Here is a 23,543-nt window from a genome sequence, read left to right as displayed (position 1 = left end):
GCCTAATTGGGCAAATGATGTCGGGCTTTCCGCTAAATCTCTTTTTCAGAAAAAGAAAAAAAGTATACCGCTGTAATCCCTAACGCAAAAAACTCATATTTCTCTCCAATAATCTTCCTCAAAATTGAGGTTAAAGAAAGATGTTTTTGGTTTTAAATCTAAATATGGATAAGTAACTTTTGATAGATATAAGCCTTGAGGATGCGCCGGAGATAAAATTTTGGGTGTTTCTAAATTGATTAAATAACTTTCAAATTCTTCTACTGTTAATTTGTGTTCTCCAACTTTCAATAATTGTCCTACAATTATCCTGATCATCTTACCTAAAAAACGGTTGGCAGAAATCTGGAACCTCAATCTGTCTCCGCTTTTACTCATCAACCATTTGGCTTCAGAAATGTGACAAATAGTGTGTTCGTTTTTATCTGGAGCGGTACAAAACGGGCGGTAATCGTTATAATTGAGCAACAAAGCAGTTGCGGATTTAAGTTTTTCCACATCAACATTTAATCCTAAATAAAGCGAACTGGACGGATTTAAAAAAGGGTCTTTATAGGTATGGATAAAATAATCATATTTCCTTTGTATGGCATCAAACCGGGCATGAGGCAAACCATCCATTTTAATAATATCAAATACAGAAATATCAGATGGTAAAAGTTTGTTCAATCTAAAAAAGAAAACCTCATCTAAAATAACATCAACATCCAAATGGAAAAAAAACTGACTGGCGCTAACTTTTGCATCAGTTCTGCCACAACCATTTATATTAACATCAATTTTTAAAATCTGCTTTAAGCATTCTTCAATAACTTTTTGAACGCTATTTGTTTTTCCATTTTTTTGCCAACCATTATAATTTGCACCAACGTATGCGATGTGGAAAAAATATCTCATTAAAAATAATTGATTCTATCTCACCGGTTTAGGAAAAACAATTGAACTCTCATGTCCTTCTGCATCTACAGATTGAACCGCGAAAAAGTAATTATCCTTAGAATAAGGTAAAGTAACTTGGTTTTCTGTTACATAAATTTTCTTCTCCCAATAAGGTGATGTTGTTTCTCTCATTAAAATATAATAACCAGCCGGTTTAGCACTTTTTGGAGCTTCCCATTTTAACGTAGTATTATTTGTTAAATCTGAAGTTACAATTCCCACATTTACCGGAGCAGCAGGTGCTTTGGCAATATTTGCCAATACAGATAAATTCATTCGACAAACTTTTTGGATATAATTATAATCTGCAAAATCTGGCATATCTCCATAATCAACGCCTTTTTCTACCCTTACATCCTGATGTTGTCTATTAAAATTCTCATTCATTTCTGTAAACCTCACTGCGGCAAAACCTTCTTGAGAAAAAGCGGTATGGTCGCCACCGCGTAAATAGCGGTCTCTTCTGTAAATCAATTTAACCTCTAATTGATCTACGTATCTTTCTGCAACCTCTTTTACATACCTAGCAAATTCCCTCGCCGGGCTATCATTTTCGCCACCAACTGCAATCCTTAATCCACCTTCTTGTTTTGTTTCAGTTACTGGTACACCTTCGCTAAAAACTCTTACAGATCGGTTATCTTTTAAATCAGTTTGTTCGCCATAAGTATTACCTACAATGTCATTAGTAATCATGGCTACCACATTCCAACCTTCTGCTTTTGCTTTTTTAGCTAAATGAGTTGCACCATATAAACCTTGTTCTTCGCCAACAGCGGCCATAAAAATAATAGTTGCACTATATTTTTGCTTGCTCATTACCCTTGCCAATTCCATCACAGTTGCTGTTCCTGATGCATCATCTACTGCTCCGGGTGCTTTCGAAACCGCATCGTTAGCTTGTGAAACCCTGGAATCATAATGCCCTGAAACTATAAATATCCTATCATCGGTTGGATCAGTGCCAGGTAATGTTGCCAACACATTTTTTAAAGTTGCGTCCTTAGGAACTCTGTTACCATCTGCAGGTTGTATAAAAGTATCGAAAGAAACTTTTAATCTTCCCCCGCTTTCTGTGCTGTATTTTTCAAACTCACTTTTAATCCAATTTCTTGCAGCACCAATTCCTGTAGTTTTGCTCGTAGTATCACTTAAAGTATGGCGAGTGCCAAAACTTACCAGCTTCCTGACGGTTGCCTCCACATTTTTTGCAGAAACATCATTCACCATATTTTTGATATTGATGTCTTGTTTAATGATTGCCGTTTGCGCAAAACAAATATTAGTAACGAAAAGTAGAAGTAAGAGTTTGATATATTTCATATAAAATTGAGTTTAAAGAAAGTTCAATATCTTAATTTAGAATGATTTATAAAGTAACAAATTTATAGAAGAAATAATTTGTCTTAAATTTAATTATAGGAACCGTGATTCTTTTGATTGATTTGGTTAATTCAGATTAGTTAAATTTTGATTAGTTAAATTAGTGCATTAGTGGCAAAAAAACTTTAAATTTCTCCCGCAAATTTCGCTGATTTACGCTGAATAAGCTTCATAAACGTCAATCATCCTGAAATCCTAATAATCAAGATTCAGACAAATAATTAACTTTCAAAACCCCTCTGTTTCCTCTATGCTATTTCCTCGGTGTCCGTTGTGGTAAAACAAACAAAATCAAATCTCAAAACTCTGATGTCTATATGGAACTTCTACCTCATCATAACCTTCTTCTTGTAGTTTTTTCTTAAAATTGAATTGCACTTTTGGATCGCCATGAACTAAAAATATTTTCTTAATCTGCTTTTTATCCTGACAAGCTAAAAAATGCAATAAATCATGCTGATCTCCATGTGCGCTCATAGATTGTAAAGATTCTATTTTGGCGTTAACAGGATAATCATCTCCAAAAATCCCGACAGGATTAACACCGTTTTTCAATCTCCCCGCAAGGGAAGAAGGTTCTGCATAACCCACCATCAAAATAGTACAATTTGGGTTTTCAATGTTATTTTTTATATGATGTTTTACCCTTCCAGCTTCGGCCATGCCACTTGAAGAAATAATAACCATTGGCGAATGATCACTATTTAATGCAATAGATTCTTCTGTATCTTCTATAAAATGCAAGCCTTTAAAATCAAACGGATCATCATCTACTTTTAAAACTTCTTGTACATTATCGTTAAAATTATGAGGGAAAGATTTTACCACTATGGTCGCTTTTTCTGATAGCGGGCTATCCACAAAATATTTAACATCGGGTAATTTTCCTTTTAATTCTAAATTATTTAAGGAGTATAAAATTTCTTGTGTTCTGCCAACGCTAAAAGCCGGGATAATTACTTTCCCTTTTCTATTTATACAGGTTTCTTCAATAATCTGCAAAAGTCTATCTTCCGCTGGGTTTGCATCCTCATGAAAGCTATCGCCATAAGTAGATTCTAATAAAATATAATCTGCCTGTCTAAATGGATTTGGCGCTTTTAAGATTAAATCTTTATACCTACCAACATCGCCACTAAAAGAAATTTTTACTGGCTCCTTACCGTTTTCTTTGATGTTTAAATGAACCGAGGCACTTCCTATAATATGTCCGGCATCTTCAAAAGAAACCGTTGTACCATCAAATAATTGATAAACTATGCCATATTTTACGCTCTTAAAAAAAGTTAGGGCTGTTATTGCATCTTTTGTAGTGTAAAGTGGTTCAAATAAAGGTTTACCTTGTTTTTCTCTTCTTTTGTTAGTGTAACGAATATCGTTTTCCTGGATTTTTGCAGAATCTAATAATAAGATTTTACACAATCTGTAAGTTGCCGGTGTACAGATGATATCACCTTTAAAACCCTGAGCCACTAATCTTGGGATTAAACCAGAATGATCTATATGTGCATGGGACAGGACTAAAAAATCAATAGTTTTTGGATCAAAACCAAAGTCTTCGTTCATGTTATTGGTTTCGGATCCATGCCCTTGAAACAAACCGCAATCCAATAAAATTTTTTTTCCGTTGTCAGTTTCTAACAAATGTTTACTGCCGGTAACGGTTTGCGCAGCACCATGAAAGGTTATTTTCATAAAATTTATAATCGGCTATATGTAATAAGATAATTATTTAATTATCGATTTAAGCAGACAAATACTCAACCAAAAAAATAAACTAAAGAAATAGTTTGTAAACTAAAATATTAGTTTTATATTTGATTATAGCAATTTTAAAAATAATGGATAAAGAGATAAAAGAATTAACAAAGGCAGAAGAGCAGCTGATGCAAATACTTTGGGATTTGGAGAAAGCATTTGTAAAAGAAATTATTGATCAATTGCCCATTCCCAAACCGGCTTATAACACCGTTTCTACGTTTATTAGGATTTTGGAGACAAAAGGTTTTATAGATCACATCGCTTTTGGCAAAAGCCACCAATATTACCCGATTGTAAGTAAAGAGGAATATAAAAGTTTTGCAACCGATAAATTGATGAACGGCTATTTTGAAAACTCAGTAGAAAGCATGTTCTCTTACTTTGTTAAAAAAGAAAAAATTGACTTGGCAGAAGCTGATGAAATTTTAAAAATGATTGAAAAACTCAAAAACAAATAGCTATGAATTGGGCCAATTATCTGATACAGATCAATCTTTACCTAGCGGTATTTTACATTTTTTACCAGCTCTTTTTAAAGGATGAAACCTTTTTTAATTTAAACAGAACGTATTTATTAGGCGCCGCATTTTTTTCGATGATGATACCAGTGGCGAGGGTGCAATGGGTAAAATCTTTATTTATTACCGAGCAAGTGCAAACTGGTTGGACAAATGTAAACGTGAGGATAATGCAAGGTTTTGCTAGTCCGCTGGTTAATAATAATACTTGGGCATTAGGCGATTATTTGACCTTGGTTTATCTTTTTGTTTTTACGGTTTTAATGCTAAGATTAATTTATAAACTGATAAAAGTAAAACAGCTTTTTAAAAGTGAAAACTCATCAGAAGCATTTTCATTTTTTGGAAAGATCAGGATCAATCCCAATTTAACAAACCTAAAAGAGATAGAAAAACATGAATTAACACATGCTAAACAGTTGCATTCTGCAGATGTGATCTTTTTTGAAATCTTAGCAATTATCAACTGGTTTAATCCTGTTTGTTATCTCTACAAAAAATCCATTAAACATATCCATGAGTTTATTGCCGATGAAGAAGCAGTAAAATTGAGCGATAAAAAAGAATATGCCATTCTATTATTTAGTAAAAGTTTTGGCGTAAAACCGAATCAGTTAACCAATAATTTCTTTAACCAATCATTATTGAAAAGGAGGATAAAAATGTTAAATAAACAAAAATCAAGAAAAGCAGCCATCCTAAAATATGGTCTATCTGCCCCATTATTTTTATTGGCAATTATACTTTCATCTGCAAAAATAAGCGAGAATAAAATGATTGATAAAGTTGCAAAAACGGTTCAGCCAAAACAAGAGATTATAAATGTGTCTATACCGAAAAATATTAAAAAAATGATTACGGGATTAGTTAAAAAACCAATAGTAGAAATAGTTATAGATACTAGTGTATTTAAAGATTTAAGGAAACATCTTGGGAGAAATTTGAGATATCCGCCAATAGAAAGAAGCAATAGTAATGTAGCCAAAGTTTCTTTAACATTTGATGTAAACGAAGACGGAAACATTGATAACGTGAAGGCAAACACTTTTTCTGGATTTGATTTCGAAAAAGAAGGGATAAGAGCATTAGAACTTTTTAAAGATAAACTTAATGTTGCACCCAGCAATTATTCTATAATTTTGAACTATGCTTTACAAGGAGATAAAATGATTGTAGACAATGAAACTGATTTAGGAATAATTAAGAATTATATAGGCGAGGTAATGATTGTAGGTTATTTGCCAAAGGCAGAAGACAAGAAAGCAATAATATTAAATCCTCAATCTAGCAAAGATCCGATTTTTCAAAACGTAGAAGTTTTACCATCATTCCCTGGAGGTTTACAAGCCTTTGGAAAATTCTTAGGTGGAAATTTAAATTATCCAAAAGCAGCAAAAGATGCCAAAATTGAGGGAAGAGTTTATGCTCAATTTGTGGTAGAAAAAGATGGTAGTTTAACTGAAGTTAAAATTGTAAGACGCATTGGGTATGGTTGTGATGAAGAGGCAAAAAGAGTTTTAGAATTATCTCCAAAATGGAATCCTGGAGTCCAAAACGGGGAGAAAGTTAGGGTAATTTATACTGTTCCTATTTTCTTTCAGATAAATAAAAAAGTAAATTTTCCTCCTCCGATAAGCAATGACTTTATTGAAAAATCTCTATTTCTTATAGATGGTGTGGAATATCATGGTAGTGAAAGAATAAACATTGTAAAAAATGAGGTTTCAAATATTTTAAAAGGCGAAGCTGCTACAATAAAATACGGAGAAAAAGGTAAAAATGGAGTGATTGAAATCACCACAAAAAAGAAAGATTAAATAGTGTGAATTGAATGAGGTGGGTTTTACCCACCTTTTTTGTTTTTAAACGGAGTTAATTAAAATCACCAAGCATTATCTGATTTGGTTTTTTGCGTTAACGATAGAAACGGCATCCTTTTTTGCAATTAACCACTATGCACATTGGCAAAAAAGATATAGTGGATAGCGTGTTAAAACGCCCAAAATATATTATTCTTTATCTTTCCCTTTATACAAATATTTTATTACTCCGCTTGCGCACTCACAGTTCCAGGTTTACCAATCGTTTTATAATTTCCATCCCCTTTTAAAACAGCTGCCATTAAAGTATTATTAATTAACAAATCTTTTGCCTTTTTTAGCTCTAAATCATATTGAAATGCTTGTTGTGCTTTTCCGTTCTCAAAGTAATAACGTTGTGTAATCTCACTTTCTAATACACGTTTTATTTCTGGTTTAAATTCAGTTAAATCTTTTTTCTTACTGTATGAAACTTTAGCTTTTAGGTTATCGTATTCTGTTTTAATTTCTTCCCACTTTTTGTCACTTATTGCATCATCTTTTAAACTGGCTAAGGTTTGTTCTGTTGGTGTTTGATAGTTGTAATCTTTACCTTCTAAATAAGAAACAAAATTTTGATAATCAGCATCACTCAACTGAAAATTAATGGCTGGCGCAATTGAAGGATGCTTTTTTACAAATTCTGTAGCATAATCAAAAACGTAATACTTGCTCACTAAAACCTGTGTAATTTGATGGAATTTATAAGGCTCTACATAAACATCGGGATAAATACCGCTTCCGTTATATACAGAGCGACCAATTTTTGTTTTATAGGCTGTAATTAAAGAATCAGGAATTTTATCTACCGATCCATCTTCATTTCTATGGGTGTAATCTAAAGCCTGAATACATCTGCCGGAAGGCGTATAATATTTGGCAACAGTAATTTTAACCAGGCTGTTATAAGGCAAGTTAAATGTTTGTTGTACCAAACCTTTTCCAAAACTACGCTGACCAATTATTACCGCTCTATCTAAATCTTGTAAAGAACCGGCCACAATCTCAGAGGCTGATGCAGAACGACTATTCACCAAAACCACTAAAGGAATTTGAGGATCTAAAGGGTTGATGTACGTTTTATACGCAATTGTTTTTTCGGGATTTTTACCTTTTTGTACCACAACTTCTACATCTCTATCTACAAAAAGATTAACAATTTTTACGGCTTCTTGCAAAATTCCGCCACCATTATATCTCAAATCCAATATCAACCCTTTTGGGTTATTCTTATTTATATTTACCAGCGCATCTTTAACTTCTTGACCAGAATTTTCTAAAAATTTATCCAATTTAATATAGCCAATATTGCCATCTAGCATTCCAGAATAACTCACATTAGGTTGACTAATTTCTGCTCTATTTAAAAGTTTATCAATTGTTTTACCATCCCTTAAAATAACCATTTTAAGAGGAGTTTCTTTTGGGCCTTTTAAAAGCTGGCTAATTTGATCGTTACTTTTGTTTAAAACTTTTTCATTATCGATAGAAATCACTTCGTCCCCTGCTCTTATATCTGCTTTTTGAGCTGGATAACCTTCAAAAGGATCAGAGATAAAAACCCTGCCATCTCTATGGATTACACCTGCCCCAATACCTCCATATTGAGTGCTTACATATTTCATTTTGTAATCCTCAATCTCAGATTCTGGTACAAACTCAGTATAAGGATCTAAATTATCCAACATGGCATCAATCCCATTTCGCATCAATTTAGCAGAACTTAATTCATCTACGTAATTGATATTTAGCTCTTTATAAACAGAAGCGAAAATATCCAGGTTTTTGGATATTTGGAAAAGGTCTTCTTTAAAAGAAAAGGTGAGTGCTGCTATTGCAATTAAACCAATGCTTAAGCTCAGTTTAATATTATTTTTTATAATTCCCATAACTATACGATGTTCTAAATTACAAATTAGAACGGAATATTTATATTGATAGGATAAGAGAGGGAGAAAAAATGTTTGAATCTTTTTGTCTGAATCTTGATTTACAGGATTCTAGGATTTTCTTGATTTGCTGCACTTCGATTAATAACGATATAGATCAGTGAAATCTAAACCATGTATATCCAAACAGATTTGTGATTATTAGACAAATTAGTGACAAAAAAAGTTGTAAACTTAAAATCCCCGTCTAAAGACGAGGATTTTATAACTCAATTTATTGCTGAAATTATCTTACCGACTTGGCACTAACAAACACACCACTAGAATCAAAAAGAATAGCATATTTGGTTAAGTTGGCATCAATAATTACCAAATAACCTTTTATAACCCCTCTCTCTGATGCAGAAAATGCTTTTTTAAATACGTAGTTTGGATAAGTTGTATTTAAGTAACTTAAAGTATTTGCAGGAAGTGCGCTTTGTTGTATTTCTTTATCTTGTCCCCCATGACTTGGAATTGCATTTCTAACGATAAAAGTTCCGTCTACTTTAAAAATATTAGCAAAAAAAGTAACATTTTTACTCACTAAAACAATGCTTAAATCCTTATTTAACCAAGCTCCTTTTAAAGTATCTTTAGGATAATTGGTAGTCATATATGATTTAATACTTGCAGATAAATTAGCGATCGCCAAACTATCCCTTTGTTTACCATCTCTATTGTCAAAACATCCTCCATCATGATGATCACGGTTTTTTCTCAAATCGGAACCTTCTCTTAGTTCTAAAACTTTAACAAAAACTCCCTCAGCTGTAAATCTTAGTGCTACAGGTTTTCCATTAAAAATAAAACCAACAACATAGCCATCAATTGTTGTGCTTCCCTTTATTGCGGTACTAAATGCTTTTATAAAAGTATAACCTGCATAATTAGCATTTAAATATGCTGTTATATTAGGCCGTAAATCTGCTGCTAAAATCATCACTCTTTTGTGATCTCTTTGGCAAGCACCAATTGCATAAAGAGAATCTTTTGGAGGATTAAAATTGCCAATTACACTTTCAGTTGCAGCAATTGCTACTGCTCCATTTTCTAAAAGCGCATTATCCAAATTATCAATACTGTCAGTTTTTTTACAAGCCGTAAAAGCCAAAGCCATACAGGCTAAAAAAAGAAAATTTCTTTTAATTAACGATTTCATATTTACTGGGTTTAAATTTATAATTGCTACCAGCTTGTTGCTGGTTATATTTAAACCGTGTAGAATAATGAATACCCTAATTTTATAATGAAATATTTAGAAATAAGGTTGGCGTAAAGGGAACCGCCTGATTGTAGATATTTAATGTGCTTGTTTGCTCGGTAGGTATTCTTTCTAAATTATTGATTTTAAGATTTTGTGTATTGAATAGATTTAAGATAGATATCCCTGTTTCTAAGCCATACCGTTTTTTATAAAACTTATAATTTAAAGCAGTATCAAATCGGCTATAAGGCAAAACATTATCATTTTGATTATCAAGAGGATTAGTACTTGGAAAACCTGAACCGTAAACATAATTAGCAGATAAATAAAATGGCGCAAAATTTATAATAGTGGCAATTTTAACTTCATGACGTTGATCTTGTGGCGCCCTTTGATACTGATTATTTATTGTTTTATTGTTGATTTTAATGGGATATTGTTCTGTTGTTTGACTTAATGTGTAACCAACCCAGGCTGTACTTCCTTTATAATTTTTTTTGATTAAAACATCTAGTCCTATTGCCCTACCATTTCCTATTAAGTTAGTTCTAGTAGTTTTTGTTTGAATGTATTTTGTAATACCAGTTGTTGTTCTGTAATAAAAATCGCCATCAACCGACCAATTATTTTTTTGATAATTAGCTCCTAAAACCCAATGTTGGGCATCATATATGGGCGTTTTTTTATTGTCACAAACGGTCCAATTATATTTAAGGTTACCTTGTTCATCAACAGTAGCGTTGTACGCAATAAATTGATTATAAACTCCCCAAGACCCAGAAAGTTTAAATTGATTATTTACTTGATACTTTATTGCCAATCTTGGTTGCAAATAAGCTTTGTTTAAATTACCGGCATAATCAACTCTTAATCCTGGAGTAATCTTAAGTTTAGGGCTTATAAAATAATTGTTTTCTATAAATGCATATAGTCTATTACTACTATTTTGCTCATACAGTTTTCTAAAGTTTAAAGAATCCCTTGTTAATAAGGTTTGATCATATATATAACCTGCACCGAGCAAAAAATTGTTATTTGTAACTATGGGTAATAGATGAGTTAACTTAACAGATTGTTCTGTTATATTATTGTTTAGCAAATCTATAAGCGTACTAAAATTTTGATTATTATTATTAAAATTTATAATAGTGTTGTTATCACTTTGGTTTTTTAATCTTGATGACGAAAGTGTAATATTTGATATTGAGCCCTTTTGCCAAATCTTACTGTAGTTGGCCGCCCCTCCATATTGGTTGTTTTTCTCTTCATCATCACCATTAATTTTAAACCGCCCCTGTATAGTATTAAATAAGGAAGAAAAATCATCGTTGCCTTTGTATAAGCTTATATAATAATTGTCTCCTGTTATAGATTTTCCAGAAAACTTAAGGTTCAGATCATTAAAATCATAATTTGGAACAACATTAAAATCTATAACATCAGATGTTCTTTGTCTGTTTTGCACATTAACACTTAATTGATATGGATTGTATACGTTATAATAAGTTTGCCTTGCGGCGATAACTAAAGCGGTATTTTTAAAAAGAGGAGTAGTTATAATTCCGTTAAGGGTTAAATTATTTAGCCCGATTTTAAGCGAAGGTTTAATGGTGTTTCCTTCTATACCAGTAATATCAACAATTCCCCCAACCCTATCTCCTTGAGAAACGCCATAACCTCCTTTCTGTATGTTTAAATCCTTAGCGATAAGAGGGTTAATTGCTCCAATATTATCATTAAAATTCCTTACTCCAAATAAAGTAAAGCCATCAAAGGATACTTTAGTTTGCCCTTTATAACTTCCCCAAATCAATAGATCATTAGCTTGCTCGCCAGACGCTAAAATACCGGGCTGTAAACGCAATAGATTATAAACGGAGTTGTCACTTCCTCCAGGTAAATTTTCGCCAACACTATGGTTAATTTTTAAATTACCAGCACTATAAAATGTATTGCTTTCAATATCTTTTTGAGCAGAACTTAATATCACTTCTGTTAATTGGATATTATTATTTTTTAGTTTTATAACTAAATAATTTTTGGCATCAACCAAAGTATCTAGTTTCATAAATCCCAAATAAGATACTTGCAGTTTAAAAATGCTATCTGTTTTAGAAGAGAAAGAAAAATTTCCCTTTTGATCGGAAATTAAGGATAAACCATTAATGACTACGGTAGAAAAAGGCAGTGTTTCGTTACTAATATCATCGGAAATATTGCCGCTTAAGATATAATTTAATTGCTTTACTTGCTTTAAATCACTGATAACATAAACGTTGTTTATCAATTCTAATTTAAGAGGCAATCCCTTTAAAATATATCTTAATGCCTTATCTGATGAACTAAATTCCTTTTGCAAATTTATTTTATAGGCATTTAATTTATCATCATTAAAAGAAACATCAATATTATATTTATCCCTAAGATTCGTAATTACTTTATTTAAACCAATATTATATGCCGTTACCTGTATCTTTTCTTGAGAAAAGGCAGATACGTTAGCTAATAATAGTGTAATTATGATAAAGGCAAACGCCTTTAGTTTAAAGTGTTCTTTGTATAAGGTATGCCCCAGAAGGCAATTTTTTATATTCAAGTCCAAAAGGTTTGCAAACTAGGTTTAGGGCTAATTCTATATCGTTTTCTTTATTGAAGTTTCCAGTGTATAACTCTTTAGAATTACTTAAGTTTTCTATTTTTACACCGTAACGTAATTCAATTTCAGATAAAACTTCATCCAAGGCAACTTGTGTAAAAACAAACTTTCCTACGCTCCAATAAGTTGCTAATTTAGCATTAACGTTTGAATTTAATTGGATTTTTCCATCATCAGAAAACCTAACCATTTGATTAGGAGTAATTAATGTTTCCTGTTTTGTTTTTACAGAAACCACCTTTACCTTTCCTGTTAAGCAAGTAACTACATAATGATTGTTTCTGGCAAAAATATTAAAACTTGTACCAACAACCGTAGTGATGCCAATATTAGAAACCACTGTAAATTTCTTTCCTTTTTTTACTTTGAAAAAAGCTTCACCTTTTAAATCAACTTCTCTATTAACTTTCCACCAAATTGGGTTATAAGAAATTTCAGACTTAGAATTTAAATGCACCTCAGAACCATCTGGTAAAAACGCTATTTCTTGTTTTCCAGCAATTGCTCTTACCGATTTTTTATAAAATTTGCTGCCAAATACCGATGCAAAAAGCATTACAAAAATTAAGCTTGCCGCAATTTGCCATTTTCTACTATTCTTAGAAATAACATTACCTTGTTTTTTTAGAGGTTTATCAAGCATCAATTCAAGCGTTGACCATACTGCTTCTTTACTCCTTTTAGCTTCAATTGGTTTAAGCTTATTGATGAAGTTTACAGGGTCTTCATTAAAACCCTTATCGTTTAAACTACTCATGTTTTAATACTTTTCTTAAATAAATTAATGCATTAGACATTCTTTTTTCAACTGTCTTAATGCTTATATCTAGCCTTTCGGCAATTTCAGCATACTTTAATTCTTCCATCCTGCTCATCATAAAAACAGTACGTTGTTTTTCTGGCAATTGTACTAATGCTATCTGATAATTATTTTGTAGTTGTTTATAGTCATAAGATGTATCAATAACTAGCTCAGTAAGTTGCATTTGCATTCTATTTGTATATTTTGCTTCCACTTCTAACCTTCTATATTTACTAATCAACATATCCTTAGCTATTTTATATAGAAGATATTTAGCATTTTTTAAATCGAGTATCATCTGCTTTTCCCAAATTTTAACAAATACATCCTGGGTGATATCAGTTGCAATATCCATGTCACCAACTCTATAAAAAACATAGTTCTTTATACTATCAAAATAGCTGTCAAATAAGAATTTGAAATCTTCTTTTTCCAATCAATTGAAATATTACAAGTACAACTATATACCGAACTACTATTAGCTTACCCTAATTTAGAGTGAGATATAAATTGAGAACAAAATAAACTTATTATTCTTAATTCATTTCTAGTAAAATTGTCTGAATCTTGATTTACAGAATTCTAGGATTTTCTTGATTGCTGCGTTTGGATTAAAATCGATATAGATTAGTGAAATTAGTGGCGAAAATTATAAACAAAAAATCCCCACCTAAAAGGTGAGGATTTATATAAAGTTTGCAAGGTCTTAACTCTTGCTTCTTATTTCTTAAATCTAGAAACTAAGCTCCTAAAACAACTCTTTTAAAAGCTGTAACTGTTAAGCCTTTGTTAGTATCGTCCAAAAATTTACGGATATCTTTAGAAGAATCCTTAACAAATTCTTGATTTAATAAAGTTTGTTCTTTGTAGAATTTGTTTAGTTTACCAGCAGCAATTTTTTCAATCATCGCTTCAGGCTTACCTTCTGCTCTAATTTGCTCTTTAGCAATTTCTAATTCCTTTTCGATAATTCTAGAATCAACATCTTCTTTATCAACCCCAACTGGACTCATTGCTGCAATTTGCATAGCAACATCTTTTCCAGCTTCGTCTAAGCCCTCACCATCTTGGTTAAAACCAACCAAAACAGCTAAACGGTAATTGCCATGAATGTAAGCAATAACTTTTTCAGCTTCAACAATCTCGAATTTAGAGACACCAATTTTTTCGCCAATTTTACCAGTTTGATCAATGATTAAATCAGAGATTTTTGCACCATCCATTTCTAACGAAACTAATTCTTCAATAGTTGTAGGACTTGTCGCAACTGCTTTATCAGCAATAGCTTGAGCAAAAGCAACGAAATCGGCATTTTTAGCAACGAAATCAGTTTCGCAATTAACTTCAATTATAATCCCTTTTTTACCGTCAGTGGTAGTTTTAGCAATTACAACACCTTCGTTAGAATCTCTATCTGAACGAGAAGCAGCTACTTTAGCACCTTTTTTACGTAAATAATCAGTTGCAGCTTCAAAATCGCCGTTAGCTTCCATTAAAGCTTTTTTGCAATCCATCATGCCTGCGCCAGTTTGCTGACGAAGTTTGTTTACATCTGCTGCAGAAATTTGTACTGTAGACATTTTATGAATTTTTAGAACCCTTCCAACTCCTCCGCCAGCTGCGGAGAAAGGAACTGGGTGTGAATATTTTGTGAATTAATAATTAGAATAGCAAAGCACCATAATAGGCATCCCCTTTAGGGGAAAGAGGGGTTTATTCTCCCTTTGATTCTTCAGCAGGAGCAGTAGCTTCTTGAGCAACAGGCTCAGCTACAGCAACTGGCTCAGAGGCATCAGCTCCTTTACGGATTCTTTTGCCACCTTCAGAAGGTGCTCTTTCTGTTTTTGCTTCTTTAGCTTCTGGCGCATCAATTTTTGCTTTTTCAGCAGCAGCTTCCTTATCGCTTTCAGCATCCTTCTCATGCTTACGTTCTTCTAAACCTTCTTTAATGGCATCAATAATGATTCCTGAAATTAAAGCGATAGATTTAGTAGCATCATCGTTAGCTGGGATTGGGAAATCAATGTTAGAAGGATCAGAGTTAGTATCCACCATTGCAAAAGTTGGGATATTTAACTTTAAAGCTTCAGTAACAGCGATATGCTCTTTCTTTACATCAATTAAAAATAATGCAGCTGGTAAACGGTTTAAATCAGCAATACCTCCTAAAAGGCTTTCTAATTTAATACGCTCACGTTGTATCATCAATTTTTCTTTTTTAGAAAGTACATCATAAGTACCATCTTTGGTCATCTTGTCGATGTTTGTCATCTTCTTGATCGACTTTCTAACAGTAGCAAAGTTAGTTAACATACCACCTAACCATCTTTCGGTTACGAAGGGCATGTTTACAGATTTTGCATATTCTGCAACGATGTCTTTAGCTTGTTTCTTAGTAGAAACAAATAATACTTTACGACCAGATTTAACAATTTGTTTGATAGCAGATGCTGCTTCTTCAACTCTTGTTAAAGTTTTATTTAAGTCGATTATGTGAATTCCGTTACGCTCCATAAAAATATATTGAGCCATTTTCGGATTCCATTTGCGGGTAAGGTGACCAAAATGTACACCTGCATCCAATAAGTCCTGATAAGTTGTTCTTGCCATTGTCTTGTCCTCCGAATTTTAACGTTTACTGAATTGGAATTTCTTTCTAGCCTTAGCTCTACCTGGTTTCTTACGCTCAACCATACGGCTGTCACGTGTCATGATACCTTTAGCTCTAAGTGAAGGTTTTCTAATTGGGTCTAATTCAACAATAGCTTTAGCAATACCTAAACGAACGGCCTCAGCCTGTCCTTTAACCCCACCACCAGCAACATTTACTTTAACATCAAACTGTCCTGTTACTTCCGCAACAATAAAAGCTTGGTTAACAATGTATTGCAAAGGCAACGTAGGGAAATATTCTTTATGATCTTTACCGTTTACGGTAATGGTACCGTTGCCGTCTTTTAAATAGATACGGGCAACTGCAGTTTTTCTTCTTCCAGAAGTATTAGTAACTGACATTTCTTTTCTCCTTTAAATTTAAAATTTAAGTTCTTTAGGGTTTTGTGCAACATGCGGATGTTCGTTTCCTGCGTAGATATACAAGTTTTTGAAGATTGCTCTTCCTAACCTGTTCTTAGGTAACATCCCACGTACAGCCTTCTCAATAATACGAGTTGGGTGTTTTTGCATCAACTCTTTTGGAGTAATGAAACGCTGACCACCTGGATAACCAGTATATCTAACATAAACCTTGTCAGACATCTTATCTCCTGTCAATTTAACCTTGTCTGCATTGATAACGATTACATTATCGCCGCAGTCTACGTGTGGGGTAAACGATGGCTTGTTTTTTCCTCTGATCACCTTAGCGATGTTAGAAGACAAGCGCCCCAAAATCTCTCCTTCAGCGTCAACAACAACCCATTGTTTGTCAACGGTTTTATTATTTGCAGAGACAGTTTTGTAACTTAACGTATTCACTTGCTTTAATTTAAATGATTAATTATATAATATCCCCAAATTTTAGGGACTGCAAAGATAGAACTATCAATTTAAATATCAAAGGGTTGGGTGTATAATTATTTATCAAGCATAAAAGACAAGCATTTTTAATTTAGTTTTTAGAAATAGGCCAAGAGCCATTAAAGCAATGGAAAAACAGTTAAATAGGAAATTATAATTTTTTATAAACACTTTTGGCAATCATCTAATTGCAGCAAATTGCTAAATTTGTTTTAAATCATTTCTTTATCGATGAAAAAAGCATTTATTGGCATATTAATTTTTTTATAAACATGCCTATTTTATTACAGAAGAATCTGTAGTACCCGATACTAGAAAATATACCTTTGGAGATAAGGCAGAATTTACTCGTCATTATATTGATGGCAAAGTAGTAAACATTAAGCTTGTTCCAGAATTCAAACTCATTAATCCAATTTCCGAAAATGATTAAGCGATTATTTTTATTATTTATTTTAAGCAGTTCATCTGAACTAATTTTTGCTCAAAACTTTAAAATAATTCCATTAGGTGTTATGGGCGGCAGTCATGAAGATAATCTTTCTGCCTATATGGTTGCTCCTGACGGACAAAACCAATATGTTTGCTTGGATGCAGGAACGCTTCATTTCGCTATCCAAAAAGCAATCGATAATCATGTTTTTAAAGGAGATGCCGAACAAATTTTAAGAGATAGCATAAAAGGTTATCTTATTTCTCATGGCCATTTAGATCATCTAGCTGGGCTTGTTTTAAATGCCCCTGATGATAGCCCAAAACCAATTTATGCGATGCCCTATATAATTGATGTTTTTAAAAAGCATTATTTTAGTTGGGAAAGTTGGGCAAATTTTGCCAACCAAGGAGAGAAACCCGCATTAAGCAAATATCATTATGTAACGTTAGAAAAAGGGAAAGAAATCCCTTTAGAAAACACGCAAATGTTTATGAAGCCTTTTCCTTTAAGTCATGGAAAACCTTATGAAAGCACTGCTTTTTTAGTTCGCTCAAAGGAAAGTTATCTGCTTTATTTAGGAGATACCGGAGCTGATAGAATTGAGCAATCCCAAAAATTGGATAGTCTCTGGAAAACTGTTGCACCGCTCATTAAAAGCCATCAGCTAAAAGCGATAATGATAGAAGTTTCTTTTCCTAATTCACAATCAGAAAAACAACTTTTTGGACATTTAACTCCTAATTTATTGATGGAAGAAATGCAACATTTGAGCAAGTATACAGGAGCAAACGCCTTAAAAAATTTGAATGTTGTGATTACTCATATCAAACCATTTGGTAATCATATCGAAGAAATTAAGAAAGAAGTTAAAGCCAATAATCTTCTTCATTTAAATATTGTTTTTCCTGAACAGGGAAAAGAAGTCATCTTGTAAATATTTAAATATTATTTCACTCAATAAAACCTCATTAATATTGTAAATAACAATTGATTATATCTTTTTTAAACTTTTTTAAATTAAATCTACTAAATACATAGACTTTATATATATTTGTCGCATGAGAATTTCATTTTCATTTAAAAGCAAAACAAAAAGTTGCTGCTGTATGCAGTTAAACAAAGATAATACGGGGAGTGTTGCACCAAAATAAACCTATTTTAATGTGTGTTAATTAAGCCTCTTCAAAATTTAGAAGGGGTTTTTTTATTAAAAATGTATGCAAAGTTTTAGAACAGAATTAGAAAATCCATTAGTAGAGCAAGATATCATTGATCTTGAAAAAAAGATTAGGGCTTTTCATGAAGGTAAAATCCACGAAGAAAAGTTTAGAAGTCTACGTTTGGCTCGTGGCGTTTATGGCCAACGCCAGGCTGGGGTTCAAATGGTGCGTATTAAATTGCCTTATGGAAAAATAACTTTTAAGCAAATCCTTAAAATAGCTGACGTTTCTGATGAATATGCATCTTCAAATCTGCATTTAACTACCCGTCAGGATATACAAATCCATTACGTAAGTTTAGATAGAACACCTCAACTTTGGTCGGAGCTTGAAAAAGATGATATTACTTTACGCGAAGCTTGCGGCAATACCGTAAGAAACGTAACCGCTTCCCCAACTGCAGGAATTGACCCTACAGAACCCTTTGATGTTTCGCCTTATGCTCAGGCTTTTTTCGAGTATTTTTTAAGAAATCCAATCTGCCAAGAAATGGGCAGAAAAATTAAAATTGCTTTTTCTTCTAGCGAAGCAGATACAGCTTTTTCTTTTATTCATGATTTAGGTTTTATCCCAAAAATCAAACAAGAAAACGGTGAAGAAGTGAGAGGATTTAAGGTTGTTTTAGGCGGTGGTTTGGGAGCGCAGCCTTCATTAGCACATGTTGTTCATGAATTTTTGCATGAAGATTTAATAATTCCATTTTCAGAATCTGTGTTAAGGGTTTTTGACCGATACGGTGAAAGAAACAACAGAAATAAAGCTCGGTTAAAGTTTTTAGTGAACAAGTTGGGGATTGAAGAAGTGATTAGATTGGTTGCCGAGGAACAAATTGCCAACAAATCAAAAACATTTAAAATCAATCGTGATTCAATTATTCAACCTCAAGCTTCAGAAATTAAAGTTGAAACTTTAGCCATTCCTAAAGAAAAGCAATTGGCTTATGATTTATGGAAAGCAACTAATATTTTTGAGCAAAAGCAAGCTGGTTTTTTTGGTGTTTATATAAAAGTGCAAACCGGAGATATTCCAACTAATCAGGCTAGAGCTTTTGTGGCTGCTATTAAAGATTTGGTTGCTGATGAAATCAGGATAACTATTAACCAAGGTTTACTATTGAAGTTTGTTAGACCAGAAGTTTTACCAAATCTTTTCTTGGCTTTGGATGAATTAAAATTAGCTGCACCAGGTTTTGATGGCGTTGCCGATGTAACCACTTGCCCCGGAACAGATACTTGTAATTTGGGAATTTCTAATTCTATGGAACTATCAAGAGTTTTAGAATCAGTTATCTACGAGGAATATCCTGATTTTGTAGCAGACAAAGAAATAAAAATAAAAATTAGTGGCTGCATGAATAGTTGTGGTCAACATGGTTTAGCCCACATTGGTTTCCATGGAAGTTCTATGAAAGTTGACGGTAAAGTAATGCCTTCTGTTCAGGTTTTATTAGGAGGAGGAATTGTTGGCGATGGTATTGGCAGGGCTGCTGATAAAGTTTTAAAAGTTCCCTCTAAAAGAGCACCTCACGTTTTGAGAGCTATTTTGGATGATTATAAAATTAAAGGTAATTTCTATCAAAATTTTCATGCTTATTACGATGAATTAGGGAAAGATTATTTCTATCAATTATTAAAACCAATCGCAGACCAGTCGGATGTTAAAGATGATGAATTTGTGGATTGGGGACATGAAGAAACCTTTGTTACCGCAATTGGTGTGGGCGAATGTGCCGGAGTTGTAATTGATTTAGTAGCCACATTAATTTACGAAGCAGAAGAGAAATTTGGTTGGGCTAATGAAGCTTACGATAATAAAGCTTGGGCAGATGCAATTTATCACACTTACAACACAATGGTTAGCGGAGCAAAAGCATTATTATTAGATAAAGGCATTAACCAAAGTACACAAACAGGTGTTATAAACAAGTTTGATGAAGAATTTGCTGAAGAGTTTGGCATTAAAAGTTTTAGTGATTTAGTGCTACAAATCAATAAAAATGAGCCTTCTCCCGCTTTCGCTGAAGCTTATTTAGCAGAAGCAAATGATTTTTTAAACAAGGTAAAAGCTTTTAGGCCAAACCAAGAATTAGCATAAAATGGTACTAGAACCTAAAATAACTTTAATTGGTGCCGGTCCCGGCGATGCAGAATTAATTAGCATAAAAGGTGCAAAAGCTTTGGCTAAAGCCGAGGTTGTATTGTACGATGCTTTGGTAAATGAAGCCTTGTTAGAAATGGCTCCAGAAAATTCCATCAAAATATTTGTAGGTAAAAGAGCTGGACAACATTCTTTAAAACAACAAGAAATTAACCAACTTTTAGTGGATAGTGCTTTAAGATATGGATACGTTGTCCGTTTAAAAGGTGGCGACCCTTTCGTTTTTGGAAGAGGTTATGAAGAGATTGATTTTGCGCATTCTTACAACATCCAAACAGAAGTAATTCCTGGAATCTCTAGCTCAATTTCCGTTCCTGCTTTGCAAGGCATTCCTTTAACACATCGTGGTTTAAGCGAGAGTTTTTGGGTAATTACCGGTACAAAAGCAAACGGAGAAATCTCTAACGATTTAAAGGTTGCCGTAAAAACAAAAGCAACGGTTGTAATTTTAATGGGCGTAAATAAAATTAAAGAAATTGTTGAGATTTATAAAAATAATGGCTTAGGCCGATTGCCTGTTGCTATCATACAAAATGGTTCGACCCCAAAAGAAAAGGCTGCAGTTGGAGTAATGAATACCATTGTAGAACAAATTGAGGAGAACAAAATTGGTGCTCCTGCGATAATCGTAATTGGAGAAGTAGTTAGTCTGCATCCAACTTTTCAACCTATTTTATCATCTTATGAGTTTGTTGACACAGAATAACGATGATAAAATCATAGATGAAGGAAATGGAAACGAATTATTTCCCGTTTTCTTAAAGCTACAAAACTTTCAAACTTTATTAGTTGGTGGTGGAAATGTAGGTTTAGAGAAATTAAGTGCTTTATTGGGCAATTCTCCAAAAGCCAAAGTAAATGTAGTTGCTGATCGTTTTTTACCGGAGTTGAAGGAATTAGTCATCCACCATCCATCGGTTAATATAATAGAACGCAAATTTCAGGATGAGGATTTAAACGATATTGAACTCGTAATTTTAGCTACTGATAACCGTGAACTTCATGAATATATCAGAAAAATAGCAAAAGAAAAAGGCTTGCTTTTAAATGTAGCAGATACTCCAGAACTTTGTGATTTTTATTTAGGTTCCATCGTAAAAAAGGGAAATTTAAAAATCGCTATTTCAACCAACGGAAAATCGCCCACGGTTGCAAAACGCATTAAAGAAGTTTTAAACGAAAACATTCCTAATGAAATTGATGATACTTTAGAACAAATCAATAAATTAAGATTAACCCTTAAAGGCGATTTTAGCGATAAAGTAAAAGCGTTAAACCAGGCGACTGCAAGTTTAGTTTCTGAAAAACAACCAGATAAAAATTTAAAGCCAGCAACCTTAAGTTATATCATTTGGAGTTTTGTGGTGGTTTTTGCGGCTATCATCTTTTATGTATTATGGAAAGAAGAACCTGTTTTCCGTAATTATGTTGCTGGTGTTAATCCACAATTTTATTGGTTTTTAATAGCAGGATTTATCTTCGCAATGATAGATGGAGCAATAGGAATGTCTTATGGAGTAACCTCTACCACATTTTCTCTATCAATGGGAATTCCACCCGCTTCTGCAAGTACAGCGGTTCATATTTCAGAAATTTTAAGTAATGGAATTGCCGGTTGGATGCATTATAGAATGGGAAACATCAACAAAAAATTATTAAAACTATTGCTGATTCCCGGAATTATCGGAGCTGTTTTAGGAGCTTTTTTATTATCATCATTAGAAGAATACGCACATTATACTAAACCTTTAATTTCGCTTTATACTTTAATTTTAGGTTTCGTGATTTTAAAAAAATCTGGCGTTTTAAAATTAAAAAATGCCAAAGCTGGTCCAAAAATTAAAAAAATAGGTGTTTTGGGTTTTACAGGAGGTTTTATAGACGCAGTTGGTGGTGGCGGCTGGGGATCGATTGTTTTGTCTTCATTAATTGCCGGAGGAAGAAATGCCCGTTACTCCTTAGGAACTGTAAAATTAAGTCGTTTTTTTATTGCGCTAATGAGTTCTTTAACTTTTGTGACGATGCTAAACGGATTACATTGGTACGCCGTTGCTGGTTTGGTTTTGGGAAGTGCAATTGCATCACCAATCGCTGCAAGAATATCGAATAAAATATCAGCAAAAACCATTATGGTAGCAGTTTCGATCATTGTTATTTTAGTAAGTTTGCGCAGCATTGGTAAGTTTTTAATGGCTTTTTAATTATTATACTTGAGGATAAAAGGTTTTGCGTTAACGATAGAAGTGGCATCCTTTTTTTGCACTAACCATTTAGCAAATAGCAAAAAAAGATATAGCGGATAGCGTGTTAAAACGCCCAAATCATTAAAATAAAAATGGATATAAAACAATTAAAAGACGCATTAAAAGATAAATCACCTCAAGAGGTTTTGGCTTTTATTGTTTCATATTTTAAAGAAGATTTGATTTTTTCTACCAGTTTTGGATGGGAAGACCAAGTATTATCTGATATGATTTTTACTGCCGATTTAAACATCAAAGTCTTCACTTTAGAAACCGGCAGGTTGTTTACAGAAACTTATTACACTTGGAACCGTACTTTAGAAAGGTATAAAAAGCCAATTCATGCCTTTTATCCCGATAAAGAAAAGCTGGAAGCGATAGTGACTAAAAAAGGACCAAGTAGCTTTTATGAATCTGTAGAGAATAGAAAAGAATGTTGTGGAATTAGAAAAGTTGAGCCTTTAAATAGAGCTTTGGCTGGGCAAAAAGTTTGGATTACCGGAATTAGAGCAGAGCAATCTGCAAACCGTGAAGATATGGATTGGGTAGAATGGGATGAAGCGCATCAATTGATAAAAGTTCATCCTATTTTTAACTGGACTTTAGAAGACGTGAAGGCTTATGTGAAAGAGAAAAATGTGCCATATAATCCGTTGCATGACAAAGGCTTTCCAAGTATTGGTTGCCAACCTTGCACAAGAGCGGTGCAACCTGGCGAAGATTTTAGAGCAGGACGCTGGTGGTGGGAAGATGCGAGTAAAAAAGAGTGTGGATTACATGAAACCAGCGCACATGAGGAAGTTTTTAAACCTTAAGAGAGTCGGGAGTCTGAGGACTGGAGTCTTAAGATTGGATGTTTTAAAATAAATTTATAAAAGTATTATAGTGCTTATCAGATTGCAAAATCTTGATACT

The 23,543-nt window shown here is 33.1% G+C and carries 19 protein-coding genes; 7 read left to right on the top strand and 12 right to left on the bottom strand.

The window, feature by feature from the left end:
- Positions 1 to 93: 93 nt before the first annotated feature.
- The 3 genes from truA to A5893_RS17135 all read right to left on the bottom strand — a co-directional run bounded on the left by truA (position 94) and on the right by A5893_RS17135 (position 4,017).
- Complete coding sequence (truA, locus tag A5893_RS17145) at positions 94 to 897, bottom strand: tRNA pseudouridine(38-40) synthase TruA (protein WP_068823823.1); 804 nt, start codon at positions 895 to 897, stop codon at positions 94 to 96.
- 15 nt (positions 898 to 912) lie between these two features.
- Positions 913 to 2,262, bottom strand: a complete 1,350-nt coding sequence (locus tag A5893_RS17140; protein WP_068823822.1) for a M20/M25/M40 family metallo-hydrolase — start codon at positions 2,260 to 2,262, stop codon at positions 913 to 915.
- 351 nt (positions 2,263 to 2,613) lie between these two features.
- Positions 2,614 to 4,017 carry an MBL fold metallo-hydrolase RNA specificity domain-containing protein gene (locus tag A5893_RS17135; RefSeq protein ID WP_068823821.1) on the bottom strand — a complete coding sequence of 468 codons (1,404 nt, stop codon included), beginning with the start codon at positions 4,015 to 4,017 and terminating at the stop codon, positions 2,614 to 2,616.
- A gap of 146 nt (positions 4,018 to 4,163) precedes the next feature.
- Here A5893_RS17135 and A5893_RS17130 point away from each other — a divergent pair, with 146 nt between their 5' ends.
- Both A5893_RS17130 and A5893_RS17125 read left to right on the top strand, forming a co-directional pair.
- Positions 4,164 to 4,541, top strand: a complete 378-nt coding sequence (locus A5893_RS17130) for a BlaI/MecI/CopY family transcriptional regulator (RefSeq protein WP_068823820.1) — start codon at positions 4,164 to 4,166, stop codon at positions 4,539 to 4,541.
- A gap of 2 nt (positions 4,542 to 4,543) precedes the next feature.
- Positions 4,544 to 6,418 (top strand): M56 family metallopeptidase, encoded by a 1,875-nt coding sequence (locus A5893_RS17125; protein WP_068823819.1) that lies wholly within the window; start codon positions 4,544 to 4,546, stop codon positions 6,416 to 6,418.
- Between the two features lie 227 nt (positions 6,419 to 6,645).
- Here A5893_RS17125 and A5893_RS17120 read toward each other — a convergent pair whose 3' ends face one another.
- From A5893_RS17120 to rplM, 9 genes are all read right to left on the bottom strand, one after another.
- Complete coding sequence (locus A5893_RS17120) at positions 6,646 to 8,349, bottom strand: S41 family peptidase (protein WP_068823818.1); 1,704 nt, start codon at positions 8,347 to 8,349, stop codon at positions 6,646 to 6,648.
- Between the two features lie 286 nt (positions 8,350 to 8,635).
- Positions 8,636 to 9,550 carry a hypothetical protein gene (locus A5893_RS17115; protein ID WP_068823817.1) on the bottom strand — a complete coding sequence of 305 codons (915 nt, stop codon included), beginning with the start codon at positions 9,548 to 9,550 and terminating at the stop codon, positions 8,636 to 8,638.
- An 82-nt stretch (positions 9,551 to 9,632) separates the two neighbouring features.
- Complete coding sequence (locus tag A5893_RS17110; protein WP_068823816.1) at positions 9,633 to 12,191, bottom strand: TonB-dependent receptor; 2,559 nt, start codon at positions 12,189 to 12,191, stop codon at positions 9,633 to 9,635.
- The gene (locus tag A5893_RS17105; protein WP_068823815.1) at positions 12,139 to 13,008 is read right to left on the bottom strand and encodes a FecR family protein; all 870 of its coding nucleotides are present in this window, start codon (positions 13,006 to 13,008) and stop codon (positions 12,139 to 12,141) included. Before A5893_RS17105 ends, A5893_RS17110 begins: the two co-directional genes overlap by 53 nt.
- Positions 13,001 to 13,489: a sigma-70 family RNA polymerase sigma factor gene (locus A5893_RS17100; protein WP_068823814.1), complete on the bottom strand. Its 489-nt coding sequence runs from the start codon at positions 13,487 to 13,489 to the stop codon at positions 13,001 to 13,003. Before A5893_RS17100 ends, A5893_RS17105 begins: the two co-directional genes overlap by 8 nt.
- 304 nt (positions 13,490 to 13,793) lie before the next feature.
- Positions 13,794 to 14,633: a translation elongation factor Ts gene (gene tsf / locus A5893_RS17095; protein ID WP_068823813.1), complete on the bottom strand. Its 840-nt coding sequence runs from the start codon at positions 14,631 to 14,633 to the stop codon at positions 13,794 to 13,796.
- Between the two features lie 133 nt (positions 14,634 to 14,766).
- Positions 14,767 to 15,663: a 30S ribosomal protein S2 gene (gene rpsB / locus A5893_RS17090; RefSeq protein WP_068823812.1), complete on the bottom strand. Its 897-nt coding sequence runs from the start codon at positions 15,661 to 15,663 to the stop codon at positions 14,767 to 14,769.
- 18 nt (positions 15,664 to 15,681) lie between these two features.
- The gene (gene rpsI, locus A5893_RS17085; RefSeq protein ID WP_068823811.1) at positions 15,682 to 16,068 is read right to left on the bottom strand and encodes a 30S ribosomal protein S9; all 387 of its coding nucleotides are present in this window, start codon (positions 16,066 to 16,068) and stop codon (positions 15,682 to 15,684) included.
- Between the two features lie 18 nt (positions 16,069 to 16,086).
- Positions 16,087 to 16,530, bottom strand: a complete 444-nt coding sequence (gene rplM / locus A5893_RS17080; RefSeq protein WP_068823810.1) for a 50S ribosomal protein L13 — start codon at positions 16,528 to 16,530, stop codon at positions 16,087 to 16,089.
- Between the two features lie 467 nt (positions 16,531 to 16,997).
- Between rplM and A5893_RS17075 the strand changes: the two genes are divergently transcribed.
- The 5 genes from A5893_RS17075 (at position 16,998) to A5893_RS17055 (ending at position 23,443) form a co-directional block, all read left to right on the top strand.
- Entirely contained in the window at positions 16,998 to 17,942 is a 945-nt protein-coding gene (locus tag A5893_RS17075) for an MBL fold metallo-hydrolase (RefSeq protein ID WP_068823809.1), read from the top strand.
- A 283-nt stretch (positions 17,943 to 18,225) separates the two neighbouring features.
- Entirely contained in the window at positions 18,226 to 20,322 is a 2,097-nt protein-coding gene (locus A5893_RS17070) for a HEPN domain-containing protein (RefSeq protein WP_068823808.1), read from the top strand.
- A gap of 1 nt (position 20,323) precedes the next feature.
- Positions 20,324 to 21,091, top strand: coding sequence for a uroporphyrinogen-III C-methyltransferase (gene cobA / locus A5893_RS17065; protein ID WP_068823807.1), 768 nt, complete (start codon positions 20,324 to 20,326; stop codon positions 21,089 to 21,091).
- Positions 21,069 to 22,586: a TSUP family transporter gene (locus A5893_RS17060; RefSeq protein ID WP_068823806.1), complete on the top strand. Its 1,518-nt coding sequence runs from the start codon at positions 21,069 to 21,071 to the stop codon at positions 22,584 to 22,586. The genes cobA and A5893_RS17060 overlap by 23 nt, the downstream gene beginning before the upstream one ends.
- Before the next feature lie 134 nt (positions 22,587 to 22,720).
- Entirely contained in the window at positions 22,721 to 23,443 is a 723-nt protein-coding gene (locus tag A5893_RS17055) for a phosphoadenylyl-sulfate reductase (RefSeq protein WP_068823805.1), read from the top strand.
- The last annotated feature ends 100 nt before the right edge of the window (positions 23,444 to 23,543 follow it).

This window comes from Pedobacter psychrophilus (assembly GCF_001652725.1).
In the GTDB taxonomy this organism is placed as follows: Bacteria; Bacteroidota; Bacteroidia; order Sphingobacteriales; family Sphingobacteriaceae; genus Pseudopedobacter; species Pseudopedobacter psychrophilus.
Note: the sequence above shows the minus strand (reverse complement) of the source record. Positions and strands in the feature narration are given on the sequence as shown.

Excerpts from the sequence above, each read along its gene's own strand:
- truA (WP_068823823.1), bottom strand. The coding sequence starts at position 897 with ATGAGATATTTTTTCCACATCGCATACGTTGGTGCAAATTATAATGGT.
- A5893_RS17140 (WP_068823822.1), bottom strand. The coding sequence starts at position 2,262 with ATGAAATATATCAAACTCTTACTTCTACTTTTCGTTACTAATATTTGT.
- A5893_RS17135 (WP_068823821.1), bottom strand. The coding sequence starts at position 4,017 with ATGAAAATAACCTTTCATGGTGCTGCGCAAACCGTTACCGGCAGTAAA.
- A5893_RS17130 (WP_068823820.1), top strand. The coding sequence starts at position 4,164 with ATGGATAAAGAGATAAAAGAATTAACAAAGGCAGAAGAGCAGCTGATG.
- A5893_RS17125 (WP_068823819.1), top strand. The coding sequence starts at position 4,544 with ATGAATTGGGCCAATTATCTGATACAGATCAATCTTTACCTAGCGGTA.
- A5893_RS17120 (WP_068823818.1), bottom strand. The coding sequence starts at position 8,349 with ATGGGAATTATAAAAAATAATATTAAACTGAGCTTAAGCATTGGTTTA.
- A5893_RS17115 (WP_068823817.1), bottom strand. The coding sequence starts at position 9,550 with ATGAAATCGTTAATTAAAAGAAATTTTCTTTTTTTAGCCTGTATGGCT.
- A5893_RS17105 (WP_068823815.1), bottom strand. The coding sequence starts at position 13,008 with ATGAGTAGTTTAAACGATAAGGGTTTTAATGAAGACCCTGTAAACTTC.
- tsf (WP_068823813.1), bottom strand. The coding sequence starts at position 14,633 with ATGTCTACAGTACAAATTTCTGCAGCAGATGTAAACAAACTTCGTCAG.
- rpsB (WP_068823812.1), bottom strand. The coding sequence starts at position 15,663 with ATGGCAAGAACAACTTATCAGGACTTATTGGATGCAGGTGTACATTTT.
- rpsI (WP_068823811.1), bottom strand. The coding sequence starts at position 16,068 with ATGTCAGTTACTAATACTTCTGGAAGAAGAAAAACTGCAGTTGCCCGT.
- A5893_RS17075 (WP_068823809.1), top strand. The coding sequence starts at position 16,998 with ATGATTAAGCGATTATTTTTATTATTTATTTTAAGCAGTTCATCTGAA.
- A5893_RS17070 (WP_068823808.1), top strand. The coding sequence starts at position 18,226 with ATGCAAAGTTTTAGAACAGAATTAGAAAATCCATTAGTAGAGCAAGAT.
- cobA (WP_068823807.1), top strand. The coding sequence starts at position 20,324 with ATGGTACTAGAACCTAAAATAACTTTAATTGGTGCCGGTCCCGGCGAT.
- A5893_RS17060 (WP_068823806.1), top strand. The coding sequence starts at position 21,069 with ATGAGTTTGTTGACACAGAATAACGATGATAAAATCATAGATGAAGGA.
- A5893_RS17055 (WP_068823805.1), top strand. The coding sequence starts at position 22,721 with ATGGATATAAAACAATTAAAAGACGCATTAAAAGATAAATCACCTCAA.